26 protein-coding genes are annotated in these 18448 nt (G+C 58.1%); 21 read left to right on the top strand and 5 right to left on the bottom strand.

Features of this window, described 5'->3' with window-relative positions; all coding sequences use genetic code 11:
* The 7 genes from RA20_RS21540 to RA20_RS26415 all read left to right on the top strand — a co-directional run.
* The coding region (locus RA20_RS21540) for a phage major capsid family protein (RefSeq protein ID WP_193748897.1) at positions 1 to 413 on the top strand (413 nt) is incomplete at its 5' end.
* A gap of 68 nt (positions 414 to 481) precedes the next feature.
* Positions 482 to 673 carry a hypothetical protein gene (locus RA20_RS21545; protein ID WP_039133692.1) on the top strand — a complete coding sequence of 64 codons (192 nt, stop codon included), beginning with the start codon at positions 482 to 484 and terminating at the stop codon, positions 671 to 673.
* Positions 673 to 987 carry a head-tail joining protein gene (locus RA20_RS21550; RefSeq protein WP_039133694.1) on the top strand — a complete coding sequence of 105 codons (315 nt, stop codon included), beginning with the start codon at positions 673 to 675 and terminating at the stop codon, positions 985 to 987. The genes RA20_RS21545 and RA20_RS21550 overlap by 1 nt, the downstream gene beginning before the upstream one ends.
* Before the next feature lie 4 nt (positions 988 to 991).
* Positions 992 to 1564, top strand: coding sequence for a phage tail protein (locus tag RA20_RS21555; protein ID WP_039133697.1), 573 nt, complete (start codon positions 992 to 994; stop codon positions 1562 to 1564).
* Positions 1564 to 2100 carry a hypothetical protein gene (locus tag RA20_RS21560; protein ID WP_039133700.1) on the top strand — a complete coding sequence of 179 codons (537 nt, stop codon included), beginning with the start codon at positions 1564 to 1566 and terminating at the stop codon, positions 2098 to 2100. Before RA20_RS21555 ends, RA20_RS21560 begins: the two co-directional genes overlap by 1 nt.
* Positions 2097 to 2474 (top strand): phage baseplate assembly protein V, encoded by a 378-nt coding sequence (locus tag RA20_RS21565; RefSeq protein WP_039133703.1) that lies wholly within the window; start codon positions 2097 to 2099, stop codon positions 2472 to 2474. The genes RA20_RS21560 and RA20_RS21565 overlap by 4 nt, the downstream gene beginning before the upstream one ends.
* Positions 2474 to 2740, top strand: coding sequence for a PAAR domain-containing protein (locus RA20_RS26415; RefSeq protein ID WP_082018095.1), 267 nt, complete (start codon positions 2474 to 2476; stop codon positions 2738 to 2740). The genes RA20_RS21565 and RA20_RS26415 overlap by 1 nt, the downstream gene beginning before the upstream one ends.
* A gap of 80 nt (positions 2741 to 2820) precedes the next feature.
* Here the strand turns inward: RA20_RS26415 and RA20_RS25590 are convergent, their stop codons facing one another.
* Both RA20_RS25590 and RA20_RS25595 read right to left on the bottom strand, forming a co-directional pair.
* Positions 2821 to 4341, bottom strand: a complete 1521-nt coding sequence (locus tag RA20_RS25590; RefSeq protein ID WP_152618581.1) for an esterase/lipase family protein — start codon at positions 4339 to 4341, stop codon at positions 2821 to 2823.
* Positions 4342 to 4429: 88 nt separating this feature from the next.
* Positions 4430 to 4717, bottom strand: a complete 288-nt coding sequence (locus RA20_RS25595) for a hypothetical protein (protein ID WP_152618582.1) — start codon at positions 4715 to 4717, stop codon at positions 4430 to 4432.
* A 130-nt stretch (positions 4718 to 4847) separates the two neighbouring features.
* Between RA20_RS25595 and RA20_RS21575 the strand changes: the two genes are divergently transcribed.
* The 13 genes from RA20_RS21575 (at position 4848) to RA20_RS21635 (ending at position 14761) form a co-directional block, all read left to right on the top strand.
* Positions 4848 to 5186, top strand: a complete 339-nt coding sequence (locus RA20_RS21575) for a GPW/gp25 family protein (RefSeq protein WP_039133712.1) — start codon at positions 4848 to 4850, stop codon at positions 5184 to 5186.
* On the top strand, positions 5186 to 6085 hold the full coding sequence (locus RA20_RS21580) for a baseplate assembly protein (RefSeq protein WP_039133715.1): 900 nt from the start codon (positions 5186 to 5188) through the stop codon (positions 6083 to 6085). Before RA20_RS21575 ends, RA20_RS21580 begins: the two co-directional genes overlap by 1 nt.
* A complete protein-coding gene (locus RA20_RS24815; protein WP_082018096.1) occupies positions 6078 to 6725 on the top strand; it encodes a phage tail protein I in 648 nt (215 codons plus the stop codon). Before RA20_RS21580 ends, RA20_RS24815 begins: the two co-directional genes overlap by 8 nt.
* Positions 6725 to 7240 (top strand): phage tail-collar fiber domain-containing protein, encoded by a 516-nt coding sequence (locus RA20_RS21590; RefSeq protein ID WP_039133718.1) that lies wholly within the window; start codon positions 6725 to 6727, stop codon positions 7238 to 7240. Before RA20_RS24815 ends, RA20_RS21590 begins: the two co-directional genes overlap by 1 nt.
* 10 nt (positions 7241 to 7250) lie before the next feature.
* The gene (locus tag RA20_RS21595; protein WP_039133721.1) at positions 7251 to 7955 is read left to right on the top strand and encodes a hypothetical protein; all 705 of its coding nucleotides are present in this window, start codon (positions 7251 to 7253) and stop codon (positions 7953 to 7955) included.
* Between the two features lie 12 nt (positions 7956 to 7967).
* Positions 7968 to 8366, top strand: coding sequence for a hypothetical protein (locus RA20_RS21600; RefSeq protein WP_039133724.1), 399 nt, complete (start codon positions 7968 to 7970; stop codon positions 8364 to 8366).
* A gap of 117 nt (positions 8367 to 8483) precedes the next feature.
* Complete coding sequence (locus tag RA20_RS21605; protein WP_039133728.1) at positions 8484 to 9701, top strand: phage tail sheath C-terminal domain-containing protein; 1218 nt, start codon at positions 8484 to 8486, stop codon at positions 9699 to 9701.
* On the top strand, positions 9701 to 10207 hold the full coding sequence (locus tag RA20_RS21610; RefSeq protein WP_039133731.1) for a phage major tail tube protein: 507 nt from the start codon (positions 9701 to 9703) through the stop codon (positions 10205 to 10207). The genes RA20_RS21605 and RA20_RS21610 overlap by 1 nt, the downstream gene beginning before the upstream one ends.
* A gap of 247 nt (positions 10208 to 10454) precedes the next feature.
* Complete coding sequence (locus RA20_RS21615) at positions 10455 to 10751, top strand: phage tail assembly protein (protein ID WP_052249121.1); 297 nt, start codon at positions 10455 to 10457, stop codon at positions 10749 to 10751.
* A gap of 114 nt (positions 10752 to 10865) precedes the next feature.
* A complete protein-coding gene (locus RA20_RS21620) occupies positions 10866 to 13163 on the top strand; it encodes a phage tail length tape measure protein (RefSeq protein WP_039133734.1) in 2298 nt (765 codons plus the stop codon).
* Positions 13163 to 13573, top strand: coding sequence for a phage tail protein (locus RA20_RS21625; RefSeq protein WP_039133737.1), 411 nt, complete (start codon positions 13163 to 13165; stop codon positions 13571 to 13573). Before RA20_RS21620 ends, RA20_RS21625 begins: the two co-directional genes overlap by 1 nt.
* Complete coding sequence (locus RA20_RS21630) at positions 13542 to 13763, top strand: tail protein X (protein ID WP_039133751.1); 222 nt, start codon at positions 13542 to 13544, stop codon at positions 13761 to 13763. Before RA20_RS21625 ends, RA20_RS21630 begins: the two co-directional genes overlap by 32 nt.
* A complete protein-coding gene (locus RA20_RS21635; protein WP_039133753.1) occupies positions 13754 to 14761 on the top strand; it encodes a contractile injection system protein, VgrG/Pvc8 family in 1008 nt (335 codons plus the stop codon). Before RA20_RS21630 ends, RA20_RS21635 begins: the two co-directional genes overlap by 10 nt.
* Positions 14762 to 15179: 418 nt before the next feature.
* On the opposite strand, the gene RA20_RS21640 is transcribed toward RA20_RS21635, so the two are convergent.
* Entirely contained in the window at positions 15180 to 15416 is a 237-nt protein-coding gene (locus tag RA20_RS21640) for a hypothetical protein (protein ID WP_039133754.1), read from the bottom strand.
* Between the two features lie 112 nt (positions 15417 to 15528).
* Here RA20_RS21640 and RA20_RS25195 point away from each other — a divergent pair, with 112 nt between their 5' ends.
* Positions 15529 to 16707 (top strand): alpha/beta fold hydrolase, encoded by a 1179-nt coding sequence (locus RA20_RS25195; protein WP_082018097.1) that lies wholly within the window; start codon positions 15529 to 15531, stop codon positions 16705 to 16707.
* Between the two features lie 225 nt (positions 16708 to 16932).
* Here the strand turns inward: RA20_RS25195 and RA20_RS25905 are convergent, their stop codons facing one another.
* A complete protein-coding gene (locus tag RA20_RS25905; protein WP_193748898.1) occupies positions 16933 to 17091 on the bottom strand; it encodes a hypothetical protein in 159 nt (52 codons plus the stop codon).
* A 566-nt stretch (positions 17092 to 17657) separates the two neighbouring features.
* Positions 17658 to 18053 (bottom strand): hypothetical protein, encoded by a 396-nt coding sequence (locus RA20_RS21655; protein ID WP_152618583.1) that lies wholly within the window; start codon positions 18051 to 18053, stop codon positions 17658 to 17660.
* Positions 18054 to 18448: the final 395 nt, after the last annotated feature.

Below are 18448 nucleotides of genomic sequence, written 5' to 3' on the forward strand. Positions count from 1 at the left end.
CGGGTTCGGGGGGCGGGACAGCCATGCCGACCTGGGCTGAAGTGATCCAGATGGAGAGCGACATTGCTGCGGCAAATGCTGATGTGAACCGCATGGCCTACGTGCAGAACGCCAAGATGCGTGGTCACTTCAAGAGCGCCCAGAAGTTTGCAGGCACCAATGGTGCGCCGATCTGGGAAAGCGACAACACCGTGAACGGTTACCGTGGCGAGGTCACCAACCAGATCAAAGATGGCGACGTCTTCCACGGTGATTTCGGCAACGTCCTTGTCGGCATGTGGGGCGGGCTCGACATCACCGTCGACCCGTACACCCATAGCCGCCGCGGCCGCCTGCGGATCGTCTGCATGCAGGACGCCGACTATGTGCTGCGGCATCCCGCGGGCCTCTGCTACGGCACCGACGCCAGCTAAACGGCTGAACCTCTTTTCCTGGCCCGCGTAGAGCCAGGTTCTCTTTCTCCAATTGAAGGACTGAAAAAATGAGCGATCAGAAAAAGGCGCCCAAATCGAAATACACCGTGACCAGCGCATTCGTCTGGGATGGCGGGATCAAAAAACCGAAAGATACCGTGGAGCTGACAAAAACCGAGGCGCACGGCCTGATCAAGCGCGGCAAGATCGATGAACCGAAGCGGGGCCGGGGTAAGCAGGCCGCGACCAGCGAAGAGTGATGGCAGGGCCTGCCTGGGAAAACCCCGACGCCTTCCTGCAGCTTGACGACTTTGCCACCATGGCAACCGTCACGCCGCGGGAAGGCGTTCCCCGTGAAATCCGGGGCATTTTCGACGAGCCGTATTTCAACACGCAAATCGGCGAATATGAGGCTGACGCGACCCAGCCGCGTTTCACCTGCAAAGAGTCAGACGTTGCCGACTTGCAGGCCAAGGACGGCGTCGAGATCGACGGTAAGTCCTACTTGCTGCTGACGGGGTTGCAGCCTGACGGAACCGGCTTTGCCGTTCTGAGCCTGGCAGCGGTGTCGTGAGCCCATGCTGCCCCTTGAGATTGATACCGACGGGCTGAAGCGCATAGCCGACGAGTTCGCGGCCAGCGAAAAAGAGTTGAGCTTCGCCTATTCCCGCGCATTGCGCCGCACGGCTCAGACCATGAAGACCCGGGCCCGCAAGGGGCTGCGCACAGAGTTGAAGCTGCGCACGGCTGCCGAGCTGCGCAAGCGCTTGCAGGGGTTTCGTTTCAAGCGGGGCAAGGGGCTTGGGGAGGTCAAAATGTGGTTTGGCCTGAATGACATGCGCGTGTCTGCTTTCAAAGGCAGGGCATCCCGCACCGGCGCCGGTGCGTCGTTTGCGGGGCACGATTTTCCCGGGGCGTTTATCGCCCGCAACCGCAAGGGGCGCCCGACGGTCATGCGCCGCGCCACCGCAAAGGCTTATCCGATCCGGGAGGAGCGCATGCCTATCGAAGACAAGGCGCAGAGGTACATTGAGGACGAGGTTTTCAACGAGATGGAAGAGGTGTTCTTCAAGCACTTTCGGGCCGAGGTGCGTGCGAAAACCCTTTACGGAGCTGGAAAACATACCAAGGCGTGGAAAGGGGTTAGCTGATGGTCGACAATCTCGACTTGAACGCGTTGCACGAGGCTATCCTCGACAAGATCCGGGCGCAGTTCCCTGCACTTGAAACCGTTGAAGACTATGACGCCGACCGCAAGGAACTGGAAGTGCCCGCGGTCCTGCTTGAGCTGGTGGATATGGAAGCGGCGCCGGATGCCGACGGCGGCAGCGGGCAGCTGCCTGTCGTCTGCAAATGGGCGGCACGGGTGGTCTTCAGCTTCGCGCAGGAAAATGTACAGCGTGAGATCCGAAAACTGGCCGGAGCCCTGGGTGTTCTGGTGCATCAAAACCGATGGGGGCAGCCAGTGAGCCCGGCTACGGTGACGGTCATAGGGCCGGATGCATTCGACCCGGCTTTCGACAAGTTCGAGGTCTGGGCCGTCGAATGGGATCAGCAGATAGACCTGGGCGAAAACGTGTGGTCCGGTGAGGGCATTACCCCGGACCGGGTCATGGTCGGTTTCTCCCCTGATACGGGCCCCGGAAATGAGCCGACATACCAAGAACTGCCAGGGGGCGCGGCATGACCTACGGGACAGCACGCGGCGAGCAGATGCGCGAGGGCATTGTCCGCTTTGGCGTTGTGACCGCTGTTGATGCGGCGGCGGCCCGGGCCAAAGTGACCTTTGGCGGGGAGAGTGAAAGCGGCTGGATACCTTGGAAGGCAGAGCGGGCCGGTGCGGTAACAATCTGGGCGCCGGTGTCTGTTGGCGAGCAAGTGATCGTGGTTTCGGAATCTGGCGACACGGCAAATGGCATCATTATGGGGTCGGCCTTCAGCCAGCAGAACCCGGGGGCGGCGGGGAGCGAGGGGCTGTACAAAATTCAAGTCGGGCCGTCGTCTATCGAAATCGACGCAAGCGGGGTGCGGATTAAAGCCCCCCAGATTGACCTGAATTGATGCCAGGGGTTTCGCGTATAGGGCAAGACACTGCTGGTGGCACCATCGACGAAGCATTGGCGCCTTCTGTTCGGATCAATGGCAGCGCAGTTGCTGTGCTGGGTTGCGCAGTAGCACCCCACGGAATTGGAGTGCATGCGGGTCCAATTATGGCCACTGCCAGTGATACTGTCTTCGCCCAAGGGACTGCTGTTTGCAGGCAAGGTGACTTGGCTTCTTGCGGTCATGCCGCATCTGGGTCTGCAAATGTTCGAGCAGGTGGGTAACAGGTGAGAGGGCCAGAGCTTTTGTTTGCGGCGCTTTGACGAAACCACAAAGTAGCCAAGAGAACCGGGGTTTCAGTTCGCTAGCGTGTTTCTATGTAGGTTATCCCACTGAACGAGACTTCGTCTTTCCCTGTAAGCTCAGCAATCACACCCATATCCCCTCTAAATCTCATCTCTAAAAGGTAGTTGTCGCGTCCAAGTTGAGGGAAAGTGACTGTCCCTGAATATGAAGCAGCCCCATCTTCACTACGCTTTATTTCGTAAATCGGCTCAACATCGACTTGCCTTTCACCGACGGATATCGAGATGTCCGGCCGAGGCATGCCTTCAAGACCAATGACAACATCACTCACGGGTGCGAGCACCTGGACCCTAGTCTTAATAACGGCTGTAAAGTGTGCTTCTGTTGATTCGTAGAAGTACGGACCCAGACCGTTCTCAAAGCATAGTTCTTTAGCGTTAGCTCGCTGGGCCCTTAAATAGCTTTCGACACGGTATGTTGTCGTACCCTCGCGTAGAAGACGCCCGCCTGCCAGCGCTCCAAATGGTTCAAGTTTTTTGCCAGAGCATGCAAAATGAGCGCCGAATTCAACTTTACTAGCGACTTCTAACTGCCTGTCCGGATCAGATGAGTACGAAGACATACTATCGCTCTGCCTATCGACCGTTTGGTAGGGCGTGCCACCTAAGCCATGAATGTAAGTCGCGGCAGAGATCCAAATCTCTTGTTCATTCACGATCCCTTTTGCCAACCCCATCGAACGTTGATGAGCTGCCACGGCGGAGAGAATGGCGTCAGCAACCCAGCTAAATTCCGACGTGCCGACGTCGGGCGATGCGATTTCATAGTGGTCGGCGTCAAAAGCAAAACTTTCAGTGCAAGTCCCATCTATTCGGGACAACGGCACGATTACACCCCACGGACGTGTTCTCTGTCTTTCATAACCGCAAGCAATCGGAAACCGTCGGCTTTTTCCAAGCTCCACCAACATCTGTCTCCAACGCGTGGTTAGATCAATCAGCATAGAGTTTCTTTCGATTGACCTCAGATCCGAGATGATCCCGCAACGCCCGGTTCCAGGCAGCCTTGACCCTATGTCTGCAAGTGCAGCCCCATCAGCAGGCGTACCCAGCATTACTACGCCTGCAACTTTTTCTCTGCGGTCCGGAGATAGGTCGACGAGTATTTTCTTCGTAACCAAACCGCCGAAACTATGGGCGACAAAGACGATCCGGTCATAACTTGTGAACACTCGTTGAGCGTCCAAGTCTCGAGTAATTCGTTGTGCAATTTCGGGCAAAGTAAACTTTGTGCAGAAATTTGCAGGGTAGTTCACTAGTATCATCGTATCATTGGACAGGCCGCCGCGGACCAGATCACTCCACCGAACCCCAGCTAAAGCTTCGGGTAATGAGGGGCTACCTGCTTCGTTTCGAAAGGCTGTACTGGAACTGCTTCGATATCCGTGAAGAAACACCAAAGCGGTTTTACTGTTTCCTGAGATCAAGACTTCAGCTTGTGCAAAAGCAGGGGTGCCGGTCGCGCCGCAAATAAACAGAGGCGCGCAAACCAGGATCACCACTTGTAAGAAACGTTTCATATCGCACCTCGAACAATGCTACTGGTAAACAACGTAAATACAACCTGTGCGCAAACTCACAGAAAGCGCAACGCAGGGCACTCTGCCTTCATCTCACATAGATTGCCGCCTCGGCATAAAAAACGGTGTTGACGGACACACTGAGACTACAGGTGTGCTTCACGCTTTCGACGACGCCTTGAACTGTGCTTCCGCTGGTTCTGTTGTGTACTTCTACGTCTTCACCCACTCGTGGAACCAACACTGCACCGTTAGTTTGAACCGCTATGGCGTCGATAGTGTTTCCGTTGCTATCGATCTGAAGATAAAGAACATTTGTGATGTAATCTTTGTAGTCGACTACTTCGCGTCCAGTTGCATCATTCCGTTCAGACACAGGTGTTTCTCCCTATCCGTCAAACTTGAACTTCACCCATCCTCCGCAATTTAGGGCTGAATTTGCGACTGGCAAATGCTCGGAAAACTGCCAGAGGTGGAGAAGGCAGAACCGGACGCAAGATCGCCCCATGAATGGCATCGACGCATCCAACGGCAAGCGGCTTTCTGGCCTGGCGCATTTGCGTCAGTCGGTGCGCGATATCCTGACCACCCCTATCGGAACCCGTGTGATGCGCCGGGACTATGGCAGCCGCCTCTATCAGTTGGTGGACGCCCCGATGAACGACGCCACCCGCCTCGACATGATGGCGGCGACCTATGAGGCGCTAGAGACCTGGGAACCGCGCCTGCAGCTGGACAGCGTGAATGTGAAAATGCCGGTGCCAGGCAACGTGCTGGTATCTCTGCAGGGGGTGTATCTCCCCAATGGTCGGCCGGTGACACTTGACGGAATTGAGGTGCGCTGATGGCTGGCGGATTTTCGGCAATCAATCTTTCACTGCTGCCGCCGCCGGAGGTGCTGCAGGCGGTGGACTACGAGGCCATGTTCGCTGCCATGCTGGCAGATCTGCGGGGCCGGGATCCGGCATTTGACGCACTGGTCGAAAGCGACCCGGCTTACAAGATCCTTGAGGTGGCGGCTTATTGGGCAACCCTGGCCATTCAGCAGATGAACGATGCGGCGAAAGCCGTAATGCCTGCTTATGCGACCGGCAGCGATCTGGACCAAATTGCCGCCCGGTACGGCGTTGCCCGGCTAGTCATAGACCCGGGCGATGCAGCAGCCTTGCCGCCAGAGCCTCCGATTCTGGAAAGCGACAGTGATTTCCGCCGCCGCATGCTGCTTGCCTTTGAAGGCATGAGCACCGCCGGGCCGGTGGGGGGCTATATCTTCCATGCGCTGGGCGCGGATCCGGACGTTGCAGACGCAAGCGTGCAGAGCCCGGTGCCTGGCGAGGTCCTTGTCACCGTATTGTCGCGTACTGGCGACGGGACGGCCGGGGCGGAGCTTCTGGATACTGTTTCTGCCGCCCTGAACGCAGAGGACGTGCGGCCGCTGACGGATCTGCTCACAGTGCAGAGCGCTGCAATTCTGTCCTATGCGATTGATGCCACTTTGACCGTCTACCCTGGGCCAGACAGTGCTGTTGTCCGCCAGGCGGCGGAGAGCGCGGCCGCCGCATACGCCGCAGAACAGCACCGGCTGGGCCGGGACGTGACCCTTTCAGGGGTTTATGCGGCCCTGCATCAGCCGGGGGTGCAGAATGTGGCTTTGGCCAGCCCGGCGGCGGATATTGCGGCCTCTGATGGCGAGGCAGCCTTCTGCACCGGTATTACCGTGACTGTAGGGGGCACCGGTGTCTGATAGCTTGCTGCCCCATAACGCGACAGAGCAAGAGCGCGCCCTTGAAGCCGTGACCGGCCCGGCCCAGGCGCCGCCGGTGCTGCTGCGCGCATTGTGGAGCCCGGATAACTGCCCGGTGGCGCTTCTGCCGTGGCTGGCCTACGCGTTCTCTGTCGACGTCTGGGACCCTGCATGGCCGGAAGAAACCAAGCGGGAAGTGACCCGCCGCAGCTTCGAAGTGCACCGGGTGAAAGGGACCCGCAAGGCCGTTGAAAGGGCTCTGTCCGCACTGGGCTTCAATGTCGATCTGTCTGAGTGGTTCGAACATGGCGGCGTGCCGCATACGTTTCGAATTGATGCCTTTGGAGACGAGGTTTTCGAGGCCGGGTATCAGATCGACGCGGCGCTCTTTCAGCGGGTTGCCGAGCTGATCGAAACTGTAAAGCCAGCCCGGGCCCATTTCGCCCTGCGCGTCGGCGAGGGGTTCGACAGCGGTGTCGGTGTCGGCACCGGCATTCGGGCCGTGCAGGTTTCCCACGCGGAAAACCACCCGGAGCCGCGGCCCAGCCTGGCGCAGGCGGTAGCCGGGTTGGCGCTGGGCACGCGCGCGCGGCAAATCAGCGTTCATTTCCACGATGTGATAGGGAGGCTTGAGGCCTGATGCCATCGACACTTTTAACCGACGTTGCTGTTGCAAAAATCGCTGCTGCAGCCGGATCCGGTTCCGCGGTCGCGATCACTCACATAGCGCTGGGCGATGGGAATGGCGCAAACTATGAGCCGGGTTTTGAACAGACGGCGCTGCAGCGTGAACTGGCCCGCGAGCCTATCGTGAAACGCCACTTGGCCGATGATCACACCTGGCGGGTCAAAGCCGAATTCGGGCCGGAAACCCCCGCGTTTTATGTGCGGGAAATGGGGTTCTTTGACACGGACGGAGACCTGATCGCCGTCTTTGCCGGTGGAGATCTGCAGGCGCGCCAGACAGGGGCCATTTCGTATCTGGTCGACCACGTGCTGAACTTCTCGCGCGTGGCTGAGGGCGTTGTCATTGTGGATGCCCCTGATGACGAGTTGTTCGGCCTGGCAGTCAGCACCGGCATCGCCCTTGCAAACATCCAATACGAACAATTGCGGCAGGCTGACAGGCTGCGCCGCATGACCGGCAGCTATTAAGGAGGGCCAGATGACCACCACGGAACAAATCAACGATCTGATCGCCGGATTTACCGACCTGAAAACCTTCTTTGAAGGTGAGCGGCAGCGGCTTGAAGATGCCCGTTCGAACCTGACCAACGATCTCTACATCAAAATCTATGTCGACGAGATCAACGGGGCAGAGGGCGGCGACGGGTCCCTTGCCAGCCCGTTCAACAGCTTGGACACCGCGCTCTTGAGCCTGAAGCAAGGCCAGTCAGCCGAGTTCAGGCTGTTGAGCAACGCCACTCTTAACCGGCGCCACGACGACGACAACACCACTTATCGTTTCTCCGGCCGGGTGGCAGATGACAGCGGTGCGGCGCTGCGTGCTATTACCGTCGCCCCGGTCGCCGAAAACAGCGTGAATGACACTGGCGGTCTCACCGGGTCGATTATGAAATTCTGCACGTTCGTTTCTATCGAGCTGAAAATGCCGGATAATGACCCCGCCTTGTTCTCTTCAGTTCTGAACTGCTCCGGGTTTCTGGGCGTCGCGTTCCGAAACTGCGAAATCGACGGCGTGAGCGGCGACGTGCCGCTGATCGGTTCAGTTTCCGGGGGCTTCTCGCTTGGCCTCAAATCGACAACCTACGCGGCCATGAATGGGCGTTGGGTTGAGGGCTTTGCCTCAGGCGTTGCACTGACTGCTGACGCCGCCGGGGGCCTGATTGATCCGTCTATCACCAACTAACCGGAGGCAAGCATGCTTACTCTTGAGCACAACGGAAAAACCTATGCCAATTGGACGGCCGCGGACCTTGCGGCCGCTGGTGTACCGCAGCAAGTGATTGACGCAGTACCGGCCCAAATGCGCCTGAAGAAGATCAAGGCGGAGTGCCGTCGCCGCATCTATGAAGCGCAAAGCGCTGAAAGCCAGATGAACATGGCTACCGCTGCCGCAGTAATCTCAGGCAAGGCCGTGGACGCCCGCACTGCGGAAGAGGCTGGGATCCTCGACGGCGTCGGCCAGGCGCTGGACTGGGTGACCGCCATGCGCAACGCGGTCGATGTTCTGGCAGCAGATCCAGCATCCGACTATTTGGCCGATGCAGCTTGGCCGCCGCTGCCTGCTGCGGTTCAGAACGTGGTCGCGCTTTACTGATCACCATCTGCATCCTGCCTTAGGCCCTTCCTCTGGCGCGGCAGAAATTCCGCCAGAGGGAGGGCCTCTCCGTTTCCGCCATCCTCACAGCAACACGCAATTTGCAGCGAGGATGAAATGGCTGGTTTTCTCCACGGCGTCGAGGTGCTCGAGATCGACACGGGCGCGCGTCCGATCCGCACCATTGCCACAGGCGTTATTGGTATCGTCGGCACCGCGCCGGGGGCCGATGCAGATGCCTTTCCCCTGAACACGCCCGTTCTGGTCGCTGGCAGCCGCCTTGAGGCGGCAAAGCTGGATGTGACATCTGACGGTTCCGGCGGTGGCACTCTGGCAGGTGCCTTGGACGGCATCTTTGACCAGATCGGCGCGGTGGTGATTGTGGTTCGCGTCGAAGAAGGGGTCGACGAGGCGGCCACGATGGCAAACGTCATTGGCGGCGTCGACGGCAATACCGGGCAATTCGAGGGCGTGCATGCGCTGGCAGGTGCCGAAAGTGTTGTCGGTTTCGCCCCGCGCATCCTCTGCGCCCCTGGCTGGACCCATCAGCGCCCCGAAGACAGCGGCAACCCGGGTACGCACCTTGCAAACCCGGTTGTTGCCGAGCTGGAAGGCATTGCCGACCGCATCGGCGCGGTGATCATCGCCGATGGCCCCAATACCACCGATACCGCCGCACAGATCTATGCGGGGGATTGGGGTACCTCTGGCCGGATCTATGTTGTCGACCCGTGGGTCAAGGTTGCGGACAGTGACGGCAATCCTGTCGATGAACCCGCATCGGCCCGTGTCGCCGGTGTGATTGCCCGCACTGACAATGATGAAGGCTTCTGGGTTTCCCCGTCGAACAAGGGCATTTTCGGGATCATTGGCACGTCGCGCCCGGTTGATTTCAAACTGGGTGACCAGTCGAGCCGCGCGAACCTGCTGAATGCAAACGACGTGGCGACCATCATCCGCCAGGACGGCTACCGGCTTTGGGGCAATCGCGCCCCGACTGCGGACCCGAAGTGGCAGTTCCTTTGCGTGCGCCGCACCGCAGATGTGCTGAATGAAAGCATTCAGCGGTCCCATATGTGGGCCGTCGACCGGGCGATTACGAAAACCTACATGGAAGACGTCGTCGAGGGCGTGAACGGCTTTATCGCTCTGCTGGTCGCCCAGGGGGCTCTGCTGGGCGGCAACTGCTGGGCGGACCCGGATCTGAACACCCCTGCCGGCATCCAAAACGGCCAGGTGTGGTTCAACTTCGATTTCACACCGCCTTACCCGGCTGAGCGGGTGACCTTCCGCTCGCACCTGACAAACCAGTATATCGCGGAGGCTCTGGGCTGATGGCTATCACTGACATTCTCAAGAATTATACGCTGTTCGTCGATGGCCGCGGGCAGGCTGGCAAGATGGGAGACTATATCCCGCCCAGCCCCTCGGTGGCCGCGGAAGAATACCGGGCTGCCGGGATGAATGCGCCCATTGATATCGACATGGGCCAGGAGAAAATGACCACCTCCTTTGTACTGAAGAATTACCCGGCAAAGGTGCTGGCCCTTTGGGGCTTTGCCCCCGGCCGCCTCATTCCCGTGACCGCCCGCGGAGCCCTGGAAAGCGAGGACGGAACCGTTACGCCGGTGATCCACAACATGCGCGGCAAGATCATCCAGCCCGACCGGGGCACGTGGTCGCCGGGCCAGTCGGCCTCACTGACTGTCAACATGACTGTCGAATACTTCAAAGAAGCCATCGGTGGCGAGGTGATCACCGAAATCGACGTGATCAACATGGTGCGGATTGTTGGCGGGGTGGATCAGCTCGCAGAGCAGCGCGCCGCGCTGGGCATCTAAGTAGCGAGCGGCCCGCCGGGCATTCGCACCGGTGGAAGCTGGTACAGCGGACCGCTCTATCCCACCCCGGTTTGATTGGGACCTTAACAGTATAGAGCGACAGCTGCGGCTGTCCAAGTAAGGAGGGGCCGCGGCCCGCTGACTGAGAACAAAACACTCGACAACAAACGCGGGCCGCTTTTCTTCCACTCACGTGAAGGCTTGAGAAGTAGAGCGGCTGCAGCAGAAGTCCAGTTAAGGAGAACCTATGGAAAAGAAACTCCCCAAGTACATGAAGCTTGAAACCAACGGTGATGAAGACCGCGTCACCGTGACCCTGCTGAAGGGCATCAAGGTGGACGGCGAGACCCACCAAACGCTGACGCTGCGCGAGCCTTCGGTCGGTGACAACATCGCGGCTCGGGAAATGGGCGACAAGGACAGCGCAATGTCCGAGGTGATCCTGATTGCGAACCTGGCCGAAGTTCCGGCCGACGCGATCCAAGGCGCCAAAATGAAAGATTACAGCCGCCTGCAGGAGGCGCTGGATTTTTTGAATGGCTGAAGCCTGAAACCGCGCGCGACTGTGTTTTGCAGCTGGCGCGCGCGACCAAATGGTCAAAGGCCGAAATCACCGCAATGACAGCGCGCGAATTGATTTGGTGGCTGAGGGGGCTGGATGAAAAAGCAACGTCTTAGCGCCGATATCACCATTGGCGGCGTTCTCGAGAAATCCTTCAAAAAGAATATCGGCCTGATCCGCTCCGGCTTCGAGAGCGTCGGAGACAGCATCAAGTCGGTGAGGGCGCGGCAGAAAGAACTGTCGCGCCAGCGCGCCGATCTGATCAAGCAGGGCAAATCCGTAGAGGCCCTGGACCGGGAATACGAAGACCTCGAGCGCACCCTCGAGCAGCTGATCGCAAAGCAGAAGCGCTGGGAGCGCGCAATGCGCGACAGCAGGCGCGTCGGCGAGTCCTTCAGCAAGATGACCGACAATATCGGGCGCCTCAGCCGCCGCATGGCCCTGGGCGTTGCCGCGGCCGGTGCCGGTGTATTCACTCTTGCCAGCTCCACTGCAGAGTATGGCGACAACGTCGCCAAGACTGCGGGCAAGCTCGGTATCGGGATCGAGGCGCTGCAGGAATACCGCTATGCTGCGGAACGGTCTGGTGTATCGGTCAGCACTTTCGATAGCTCGGTTACTGCCATGCAAAAGCGCCTGGGGGAGGCCGTCAAAGGCACCGGCGCGGCAAAGAAGGCTTTGGACCAGATCGGGCTGAGTGCAAACGATCTGGTGCGCATGGGGCCGGAAAAGGCGCTGGGCGCTATTTCGGACAAGTTAAACCAGATCGAGAACCCCGCCGAACGGGCAGCGCTGGCCGCAGCGCTGTTCAGCCGGTCGGGCATCGGTATGGTCAATATGCTGGGCAGCGGTTCAAAGGCGCTCGAGCAGCTGCGCATGGATGCCCGGCGCACCGGCTATGTGCTGAGCGAACAGGCGGCCCGGGACGCGGAGAAATTCGCAGACGCGCAGCTCGACGCCCAGCTGACAATCAAAGGGCTGAAAAACACCATAGGCGCCGAGCTGATGCCGGTGGTGTCCCGGTCCATGAAGCAATTCAGCGCTTGGGCCGTGGCGAACCGCGAAGACATTGTGCAGTTTGCAGATACGGCAGCCACCAAGCTCGAGGCGGCGCTGCCGGTGATCGGCCAGGTGGCGGAGGGGATGGGCAAGGTTTCCAGGCAGGTCGGTGCAGTGATTTCCAAGGTGGCCGAAATGGTCGGCGGCTGGGAGAACTTCGGGATCCTTGTTGGTACCGTCCTGGCGGGCAAAACGCTGGCAAGCGTGGTGAGCTTTGGTGTGGCAGTGGGGCGCCTGGGGCTGTCTATGGCCCGCCTGACAGCCGCCACGCCGTTGGTGGTTGGCGGGATCAAGGCGATAGGTGCTGCGTTGCTGATGAACCCTATTGGCCTGACAGTTGCGGCAATCGCCGGATCCGCGGCACTCATCTACAAAAACTGGGACAAGGTCGGCCCATGGTTCGGCGAGCTGTGGGGAGGCGTGCAGGAAACCTTCGAGGGCTTTACCGGTTTTGTCGGGGGCGTTTGGCGTGGGGACTGGAAGGCCGCCGCCGCCGGAGCCCGCAAAGCTTGGGGCGGCATTAAGGGCTATTTCTCGACCCTTTGGGATGGGGTCGGCGCTGTGTTCAGGGGAACCTGGGAGAATGTCATCAAGCCGGTGACCGACGCTCTGGGCTGGACTGACGGTATCATCTCAGCCTGGGAGAGCGTCAAAACCGGCCTGCAGACGGTTCTGGATTGGCTGGGGCAGAAATTTGATTGGCTGATGGGCAAACTGCAGCCTGTCCTCGACGGGCTGACCTGGCTGCGGGACAAAGGCACCGGGGCCGTCGAAGGCATCAAAGGTATCGGTTCAAGCATTGGCGACTTCTTCAGTGGTGAGGAGGATCCGGGGCAAAGCGGATCAGCACCAGCAAACCCGCGCAGCGGCCGCGCCAGGCCGCGGCATATCTCCGGGTCCTTTCTTGGGGGAGATATCGGCAGGGGCTTCCGCCGGGTCGGCGAGCAGGGGCCGGAAACGATCTGGAACTCGAAAGGGGCCTATGTCGCCCATGCTGGCGCCACCGAGCGGTTGGCCCGGATGGCATCCCGCGCAGAGCCGTTGCTCGCGGCGCTGGGCGGCGGTCTTCAACGGGCAATGGAGAAAGCCCAGGCGGCAGCACCGCTTGCCCAGCAAGGTATGCAGGTGATCGAGCGCGTGGCACCGGCGGCGCCTGCCGCTTTGGCGCAGGCATCGGCCGCGCAATCCTCGCCCGTGGTGCAGAACATCACGTTTCACGCAATGCATCTGACCGTGGCGCAGATCGCGGATGAATTGGAGCGCAGGAAGCGCATGGCGCAGGCGGGAGCCCTCTATGACGTGCCGCATGATTACGGTCAGTACGGGGGGGAGTGATGGCAGGCAGGATGATGCAGCTGGGCGCCTATCAGTTCAGCCTGGACAACGCGGCTTACCAGCGCCTCTACCGGTCCACCGAGTACCGCTGGGCAGCAATCGAGCGCATGGGCAAGAACGACGCCCTGCAGTTCACTGGACTGGGTGCAGATACTATGACGTTTCAAGGCACCATTTATCCCCACTTCAAGGGCGGCCTTGGCCAGGTCGACAAGATGCGGCTTTCGGCATCCATCGGGCTGCCTATGCCGCTGATCGCAGGCACGGGCAAGGTTCTCGGGCTGTGGGTGATCGAGCGCGTTGGCGAGGGGCAAAGCACCTTTGCAGAGAAGGGGGCCCCGCTCCGGCAGGACTTCACAATCAGTATTCGGAGGTATGATGGCGGACTCCGCAGTCTCTTACCGTTCTAAGCAGGGCGATACGGTCGACGAGATCGTCTGGCGCTACTACGGCAACCGGGTGGCCGGCGCATTGGAAACCGTGCTCGAGGCAAACCCAGGCCTTGCGGATCACGGTCCCTTTCTGCCTGTCGGCACACGTATACGGCTGCCGGAAATCGAAACACCGAAAGAGGTGGAGACCGTGAGCCTATGGGATTGACCGATTTCCGGCCCATGATGCGGGTCGAAGTGGATGGGGACGATATCAGCGGCATCCTTTCGCCGCGCCTGGCGGGCCTGACGCTGACGGATGCAGCCGGGGTGCAGTCGGATCAGGTCCAGATCGTTCTGAGCGATACAGAGCTGTTTGGCCGGATCAGAGAGCCGCGACAGGGGGCGGAAATCAAGGTTTGGCTGGGGCATGCGTTCCAGCTGAAATACATGGGCCTGTTCATTGCTGACAGCTTCGAGGTTCAAGGGCGGCCGGATCAGGCAGTGATCACCGGTACGGCATCCGTCAATGGGGAGACCACCACCGGCAAAACAGCGCTCACAGAGCAAAAAAAGCGCAGCTGGCCTCAGGGCACCACCGTCGCTGCAATGGTCGGTAAGATGGCCGGAGAACACCGCTTGAAGGCGTCTGTCGCGGAAAGCCTGCGAGAGATCGTACTGCCGCATATCGACCAGATTGACGAGAGCGATATAAACCTCTTGTCGCGGGTGGCCCGTGATCTGGATGCCATCGCCAAGCCCGGCAACGGCCGTTTGATCCTGGCCAAGCGTGGGGAGAGCCTTACCACCTCAGGGCAGCCTATGCCAGTCTTGCCAGTCACAGAGCGCGGCGTGAGCCGCTGGGCGTACCGCAACAGTCTGCGCGAAAAGGCGGGCTCTGTTGTGGCTGCGTATCAAGACTTGGGGCAGGGCAAGCAGCTTGAATGCATTGTGGGCGAGGGGAGCCCTATCATGCGCTTGAAACGCCGCTTCCCAGACAAGGACACAGCACAGCGGGCTGCTGATACTGAACTGCGGCGTCTGGGCCGCGCTGGGCGCGCGCTGTCGATCGATATGAAGGGGGACCCGGATGCGAAGGCGGAAGCCGTACTGCAGGCTGTGGGCTTTCGTTCTTTCATTGATGGGCCCTGGTTGATCGCCAGGGCCACGCACTCTCTGGATAGCGGCGGATACCGAACTGCAGTTGAGGCTGAACCGCTTGAGTAAGGCTTGGCGCGGAGTGTGCTATTTCCCACGTTCTGCAGATGCTTTCGGTTTGTCGTGGAAAATTTTAGCCCAAGCGTTTGAAAAGGCAAGATTTCCGCCAGCATCCAAATCCGGAGGTTTCTCGGAAAAGATCGGCCGTTCGAAACGATCAAACATGACTTGGAATGGGCACTATTCAGACACTCCAGTAGGGGAAGGCCGGGACGGAGCCGCCATTCGCCGCAAGTGCTGCTATGGCAGCCTCGAGCGTCGGCTTTACGATGGAAGGGGAACTTTGAATAGTTGCGGCCGCTAGAGCAGATGACAAGGTGTGACCGGTCGCTGAAACAACTGCCCTTCAGCCAAGTGTTCCGTTGCTCCTAGCTGCCTACGAATGCGCAAACAGCAGGCTCAATGTGAGAGCGCCTGTTTTCAGCTCTTAACCGGCGGAAATTCTAGGTTTCGGTAAACCAAAGATTTGCGACAATCTCTTGAGCTGTGCCTGTGGTGCTACCAGGCGCTCGGCTAGAGCAACATTTTCCTCTAATAGCGCGAGGCAAATTTCTTCCTCTAGATCGTTTGCCAGTTGCAGCAATAGATAAGCGGCTTCCGCGCTAGTCGTGTTATCATCAATAATCGTGGCTCTTCCCAGTCTGTTTGTGGATATCTGTGGCATTGTCCATTTTCCGGTTCGGCTTCATGTTCAAGCCTATCTGTACGAGATCCGTGATACCGTGGACTTATCGTTGACGTATCGTTGAATTTTGCAGGCGGTGTTGGAGGCATACATGAGACCTTGGGTGTTGAATCTGAAGGACGGGATTTTGTCATCGGGAACGAACCACTCAAAACTGTCGCCCAAAGCAACCGAGGTTCTGGAGTACTTGATATCTGAGGCAGGGGTGGTGTTGTCTCGAGAGGAAATACTTCAGGCTGTTTGGCAAGGCTCGTTCGTGAATCCTGACCTGGTACGAGAGTACATATTTGAGATCAGAAAGGCTCTTGGCGACGATGCTAAAAAGCCAGTTTACATCGAAACTGTAGGTCGGCGCGGATTTCGTCTCATTGGAGGTATTTCCACTCTGCCCGTTCCGACGTCATCCACAAAACCTTCTCCTGCACGGTCTGATACACTGCCGCCTGTGAAGTTCTGCCACTCGAAAGACGGCACTTCAATTGCACACACTGTTTCTGGCGAAGGTTATCCATTGCTGATTTCCGGAAGCTGGATGACACATCTGGAACAGGACTGGAGTAACCCGGCCTACGGAGACTACATACGGCATCTTTCAGACAGTTTTTCTGTCATCCGTTATGACCAGCGCGGAAATGGGTTGTCTGAATGGGTAGATGTCGACATCAGTTTTGAGCGCATGGTCGACGACATGGAAGTCGTGATCGATACTTACGACTATGAAAAGGTGGCCATACTAGGCTTGTCACAAGGTGCATCTGTGTCGGTGGCATATGCTCTTCGGCACCCGGGGCGAATTTCCCATCTTTTGTTAAGCGGGGGTTACTCAAGAGGACGCAGGCAGCGCGGCAATGAGGCGGAAATTGAAGAAAGCAAAGCTCTCGTCAATTTGATACGAAATAGCTGGGGAAACGAAAACCCTGCGATCCGGCAAATATTAACTTCCATGTTCATGCCGGACGCCACCAAAGAAGAAATGCAATGGTTCAACGAATTTCAAAGGATATGCGGGCCGGCTGAAAACATCGCCCAGTTTCGTGCCTTGTTTGACGACATAAACGTTGCCAGTTTGCTACCCAAAGTCTCGGTGCCCACATTGGTTCTTCACAGCAACAGGGATGCCATAGCACCACTTTCTGAGGGAAAACTACTGGCATCTGAAATCCCAGGGGCATCCTTTGTGCAACTGAACAGCCCCAATCACCTGCTCTTTGCGACAGAGCCGGATTTTGACAGAATGATAGCAAGTATCGACGACTTCATTCGAACTTAGCCTGCAATTCTTCGGTCAGCCTATGTTGAGAGTCCGCTGCCGGTGGTGCAAACTTTAGCGTCATGTACCTTGAGTGTCCGCATAGGCCTGTGAGCGGTATAATGCGTCTGCAGCTTCCAGGGCGGGCAAAGACGGCGGCAAAGGGCTCAGAGCACCCGGCTGAGCTCACTGCGGCGGATGGTGGGACCGAGCCCAGACTTCCTGATGTTGCGTTTGCCTTGAATGTCAGCTTTCCAAATTTCCAAAGCACTGGCTTAGAAGTTCCATGTTGAACTTCTCCATCGCGACCAGAGCCAGTTTGGTGCTTTCAAAAATGATCCCCGAATTAATAAGAACCAACTCGTTAAACGCCTCCGGTGGAGGTAATTTGATACCGTCAGTCACGACTGGCCCACTCCCAAAGCTCCCTTGCCACGACAGTAGAACGGGTTCGCGACAATAGTTCGATACGTCCCCGACTAACCCTTCATGTGCACGCGTAATTGCCCATGGCACCGGAACTGGGCCGAACCCAAAAACTGAATGCAACTTCAGATACGCCATGGGCGAGAAAACCGCGACCAAGCTTATAGCCAATGCCGAAGAAGCAACGATGAACGTGCTCCAAATCAGTACTTTCGAGACCAATCTGCGCCCTCCACTAGGAAAGAGGTGGTCGCCAGCCTTGTCGTCTACAAGGCGGCACTATCTTTTAACATTCTGGACATTGACGCAATCGCGGTGAAAGAGCGCTAGGTCCCGCGTAGCGGTCTTGCCGGAACCAGGCGTTGAGTGTCTGCTATGCGCCGTTCGCGATGTGCTGCACTTGCGAGAAGCTGCTTGATGGCGGACGGCAGCAAAGGGCTCCAATCCGTATGTCTTAGCTTGTCGCAGGGGATGACAAGATCGAACCCAAACCCGCTGCTAGCGAAGATAAGTTTCACGGAATGTTTCGCCAACAGAGGCAAGGCTTACTGAAAATACTCGCCATATTCCTTCTTGAGAAACTCTTCGGGCGGTTGGTCAACTTTGCATATGTGATCTGGGCCAAATTCAATTAAGTCGCCCCGAAAAAGCTTAAGGTTTTCTGCAGTTCCGGGGTCGCTATCAAGGACGCCTTGATAGCCCCTGGGTAGAACGGCGATAACAATCACCCACATCCTATCAATGCCACGGTCAATGAGTTTTCCGGCCTCACGCGTTTCAATATCGAACAAAAGCTGCACCGCTTCACCTCGTTCCAATGAACTGCGTCGCTCCTTCGAAGGTATCTTGAACGTGTCTGGAAACGCGTCGTTCCGCGCGACCGCTGAACTCAGCATCCAGCCAGTTTGTACGAGTCCTGGATCTCTCAATTTACGTTCCACCTGGAAATTCTACGATGACTGGAAAGAGAAGTGTATCGAGCTGACAAGTCGGGTCAACGACCGCTCTATTGTCCTGCGTTAGTCGTCCTGTCAACGGCCGCTTAGAGCCGGTTGCGTCGCGCTGCGCAAGCGAAGGCCTTGCAAGCGATCAAAGTCCGCTAAGGGCTCGGAGCAACAGAGAGCGGGTGATCATCCTCAAAGCCGCCACGAATTGTGCAGTATTCATCCAAAGTTGATGAATAACGGTTTCCCATGTTCCGCCAATGTTTACGGTTTGTCTTGGGAAATTTTTAAGCCAAGCGCCTGAAAAGGCCTGATTTTCATCAGCCTTGAAAACCGTTGAACGTGAGAGCGTTCCCAGGGTTCGAATCCCTGTCTCCCCGCCACTAAATCAA

This window comes from Leisingera sp. ANG-Vp (genome assembly GCF_000813725.1).
Lineage (GTDB): Bacteria > Pseudomonadota > Alphaproteobacteria > Rhodobacterales > Rhodobacteraceae > Leisingera.

Bases quoted from the DNA above. Each gene is read 5' to 3' on its own strand.
- RA20_RS21545 (WP_039133692.1), top strand. From the start codon at position 482: ATGAGCGATCAGAAAAAGGCGCCCAAATCGAAATACACCGTGACCAGC.
- RA20_RS21550 (WP_039133694.1), top strand. From the start codon at position 673: ATGGCAGGGCCTGCCTGGGAAAACCCCGACGCCTTCCTGCAGCTTGAC.
- RA20_RS21555 (WP_039133697.1), top strand. From the start codon at position 992: ATGCTGCCCCTTGAGATTGATACCGACGGGCTGAAGCGCATAGCCGAC.
- RA20_RS21560 (WP_039133700.1), top strand. From the start codon at position 1,564: ATGGTCGACAATCTCGACTTGAACGCGTTGCACGAGGCTATCCTCGAC.
- RA20_RS21565 (WP_039133703.1), top strand. From the start codon at position 2,097: ATGACCTACGGGACAGCACGCGGCGAGCAGATGCGCGAGGGCATTGTC.
- RA20_RS26415 (WP_082018095.1), top strand. From the start codon at position 2,474: ATGCCAGGGGTTTCGCGTATAGGGCAAGACACTGCTGGTGGCACCATC.
- RA20_RS25590 (WP_152618581.1), bottom strand. From the start codon at position 4,341: ATGAAACGTTTCTTACAAGTGGTGATCCTGGTTTGCGCGCCTCTGTTT.
- RA20_RS21575 (WP_039133712.1), top strand. From the start codon at position 4,848: ATGAATGGCATCGACGCATCCAACGGCAAGCGGCTTTCTGGCCTGGCG.
- RA20_RS21580 (WP_039133715.1), top strand. From the start codon at position 5,186: ATGGCTGGCGGATTTTCGGCAATCAATCTTTCACTGCTGCCGCCGCCG.
- RA20_RS21590 (WP_039133718.1), top strand. From the start codon at position 6,725: ATGCCATCGACACTTTTAACCGACGTTGCTGTTGCAAAAATCGCTGCT.
- RA20_RS21595 (WP_039133721.1), top strand. From the start codon at position 7,251: ATGACCACCACGGAACAAATCAACGATCTGATCGCCGGATTTACCGAC.
- RA20_RS21600 (WP_039133724.1), top strand. From the start codon at position 7,968: ATGCTTACTCTTGAGCACAACGGAAAAACCTATGCCAATTGGACGGCC.
- RA20_RS21605 (WP_039133728.1), top strand. From the start codon at position 8,484: ATGGCTGGTTTTCTCCACGGCGTCGAGGTGCTCGAGATCGACACGGGC.
- RA20_RS21610 (WP_039133731.1), top strand. From the start codon at position 9,701: ATGGCTATCACTGACATTCTCAAGAATTATACGCTGTTCGTCGATGGC.
- RA20_RS21615 (WP_052249121.1), top strand. From the start codon at position 10,455: ATGGAAAAGAAACTCCCCAAGTACATGAAGCTTGAAACCAACGGTGAT.
- RA20_RS21620 (WP_039133734.1), top strand. From the start codon at position 10,866: ATGAAAAAGCAACGTCTTAGCGCCGATATCACCATTGGCGGCGTTCTC.
- RA20_RS21625 (WP_039133737.1), top strand. From the start codon at position 13,163: ATGGCAGGCAGGATGATGCAGCTGGGCGCCTATCAGTTCAGCCTGGAC.
- RA20_RS21630 (WP_039133751.1), top strand. From the start codon at position 13,542: ATGGCGGACTCCGCAGTCTCTTACCGTTCTAAGCAGGGCGATACGGTC.
- RA20_RS21635 (WP_039133753.1), top strand. From the start codon at position 13,754: ATGGGATTGACCGATTTCCGGCCCATGATGCGGGTCGAAGTGGATGGG.
- RA20_RS21640 (WP_039133754.1), bottom strand. From the start codon at position 15,416: ATGCCACAGATATCCACAAACAGACTGGGAAGAGCCACGATTATTGAT.
- RA20_RS25195 (WP_082018097.1), top strand. From the start codon at position 15,529: ATGAGACCTTGGGTGTTGAATCTGAAGGACGGGATTTTGTCATCGGGA.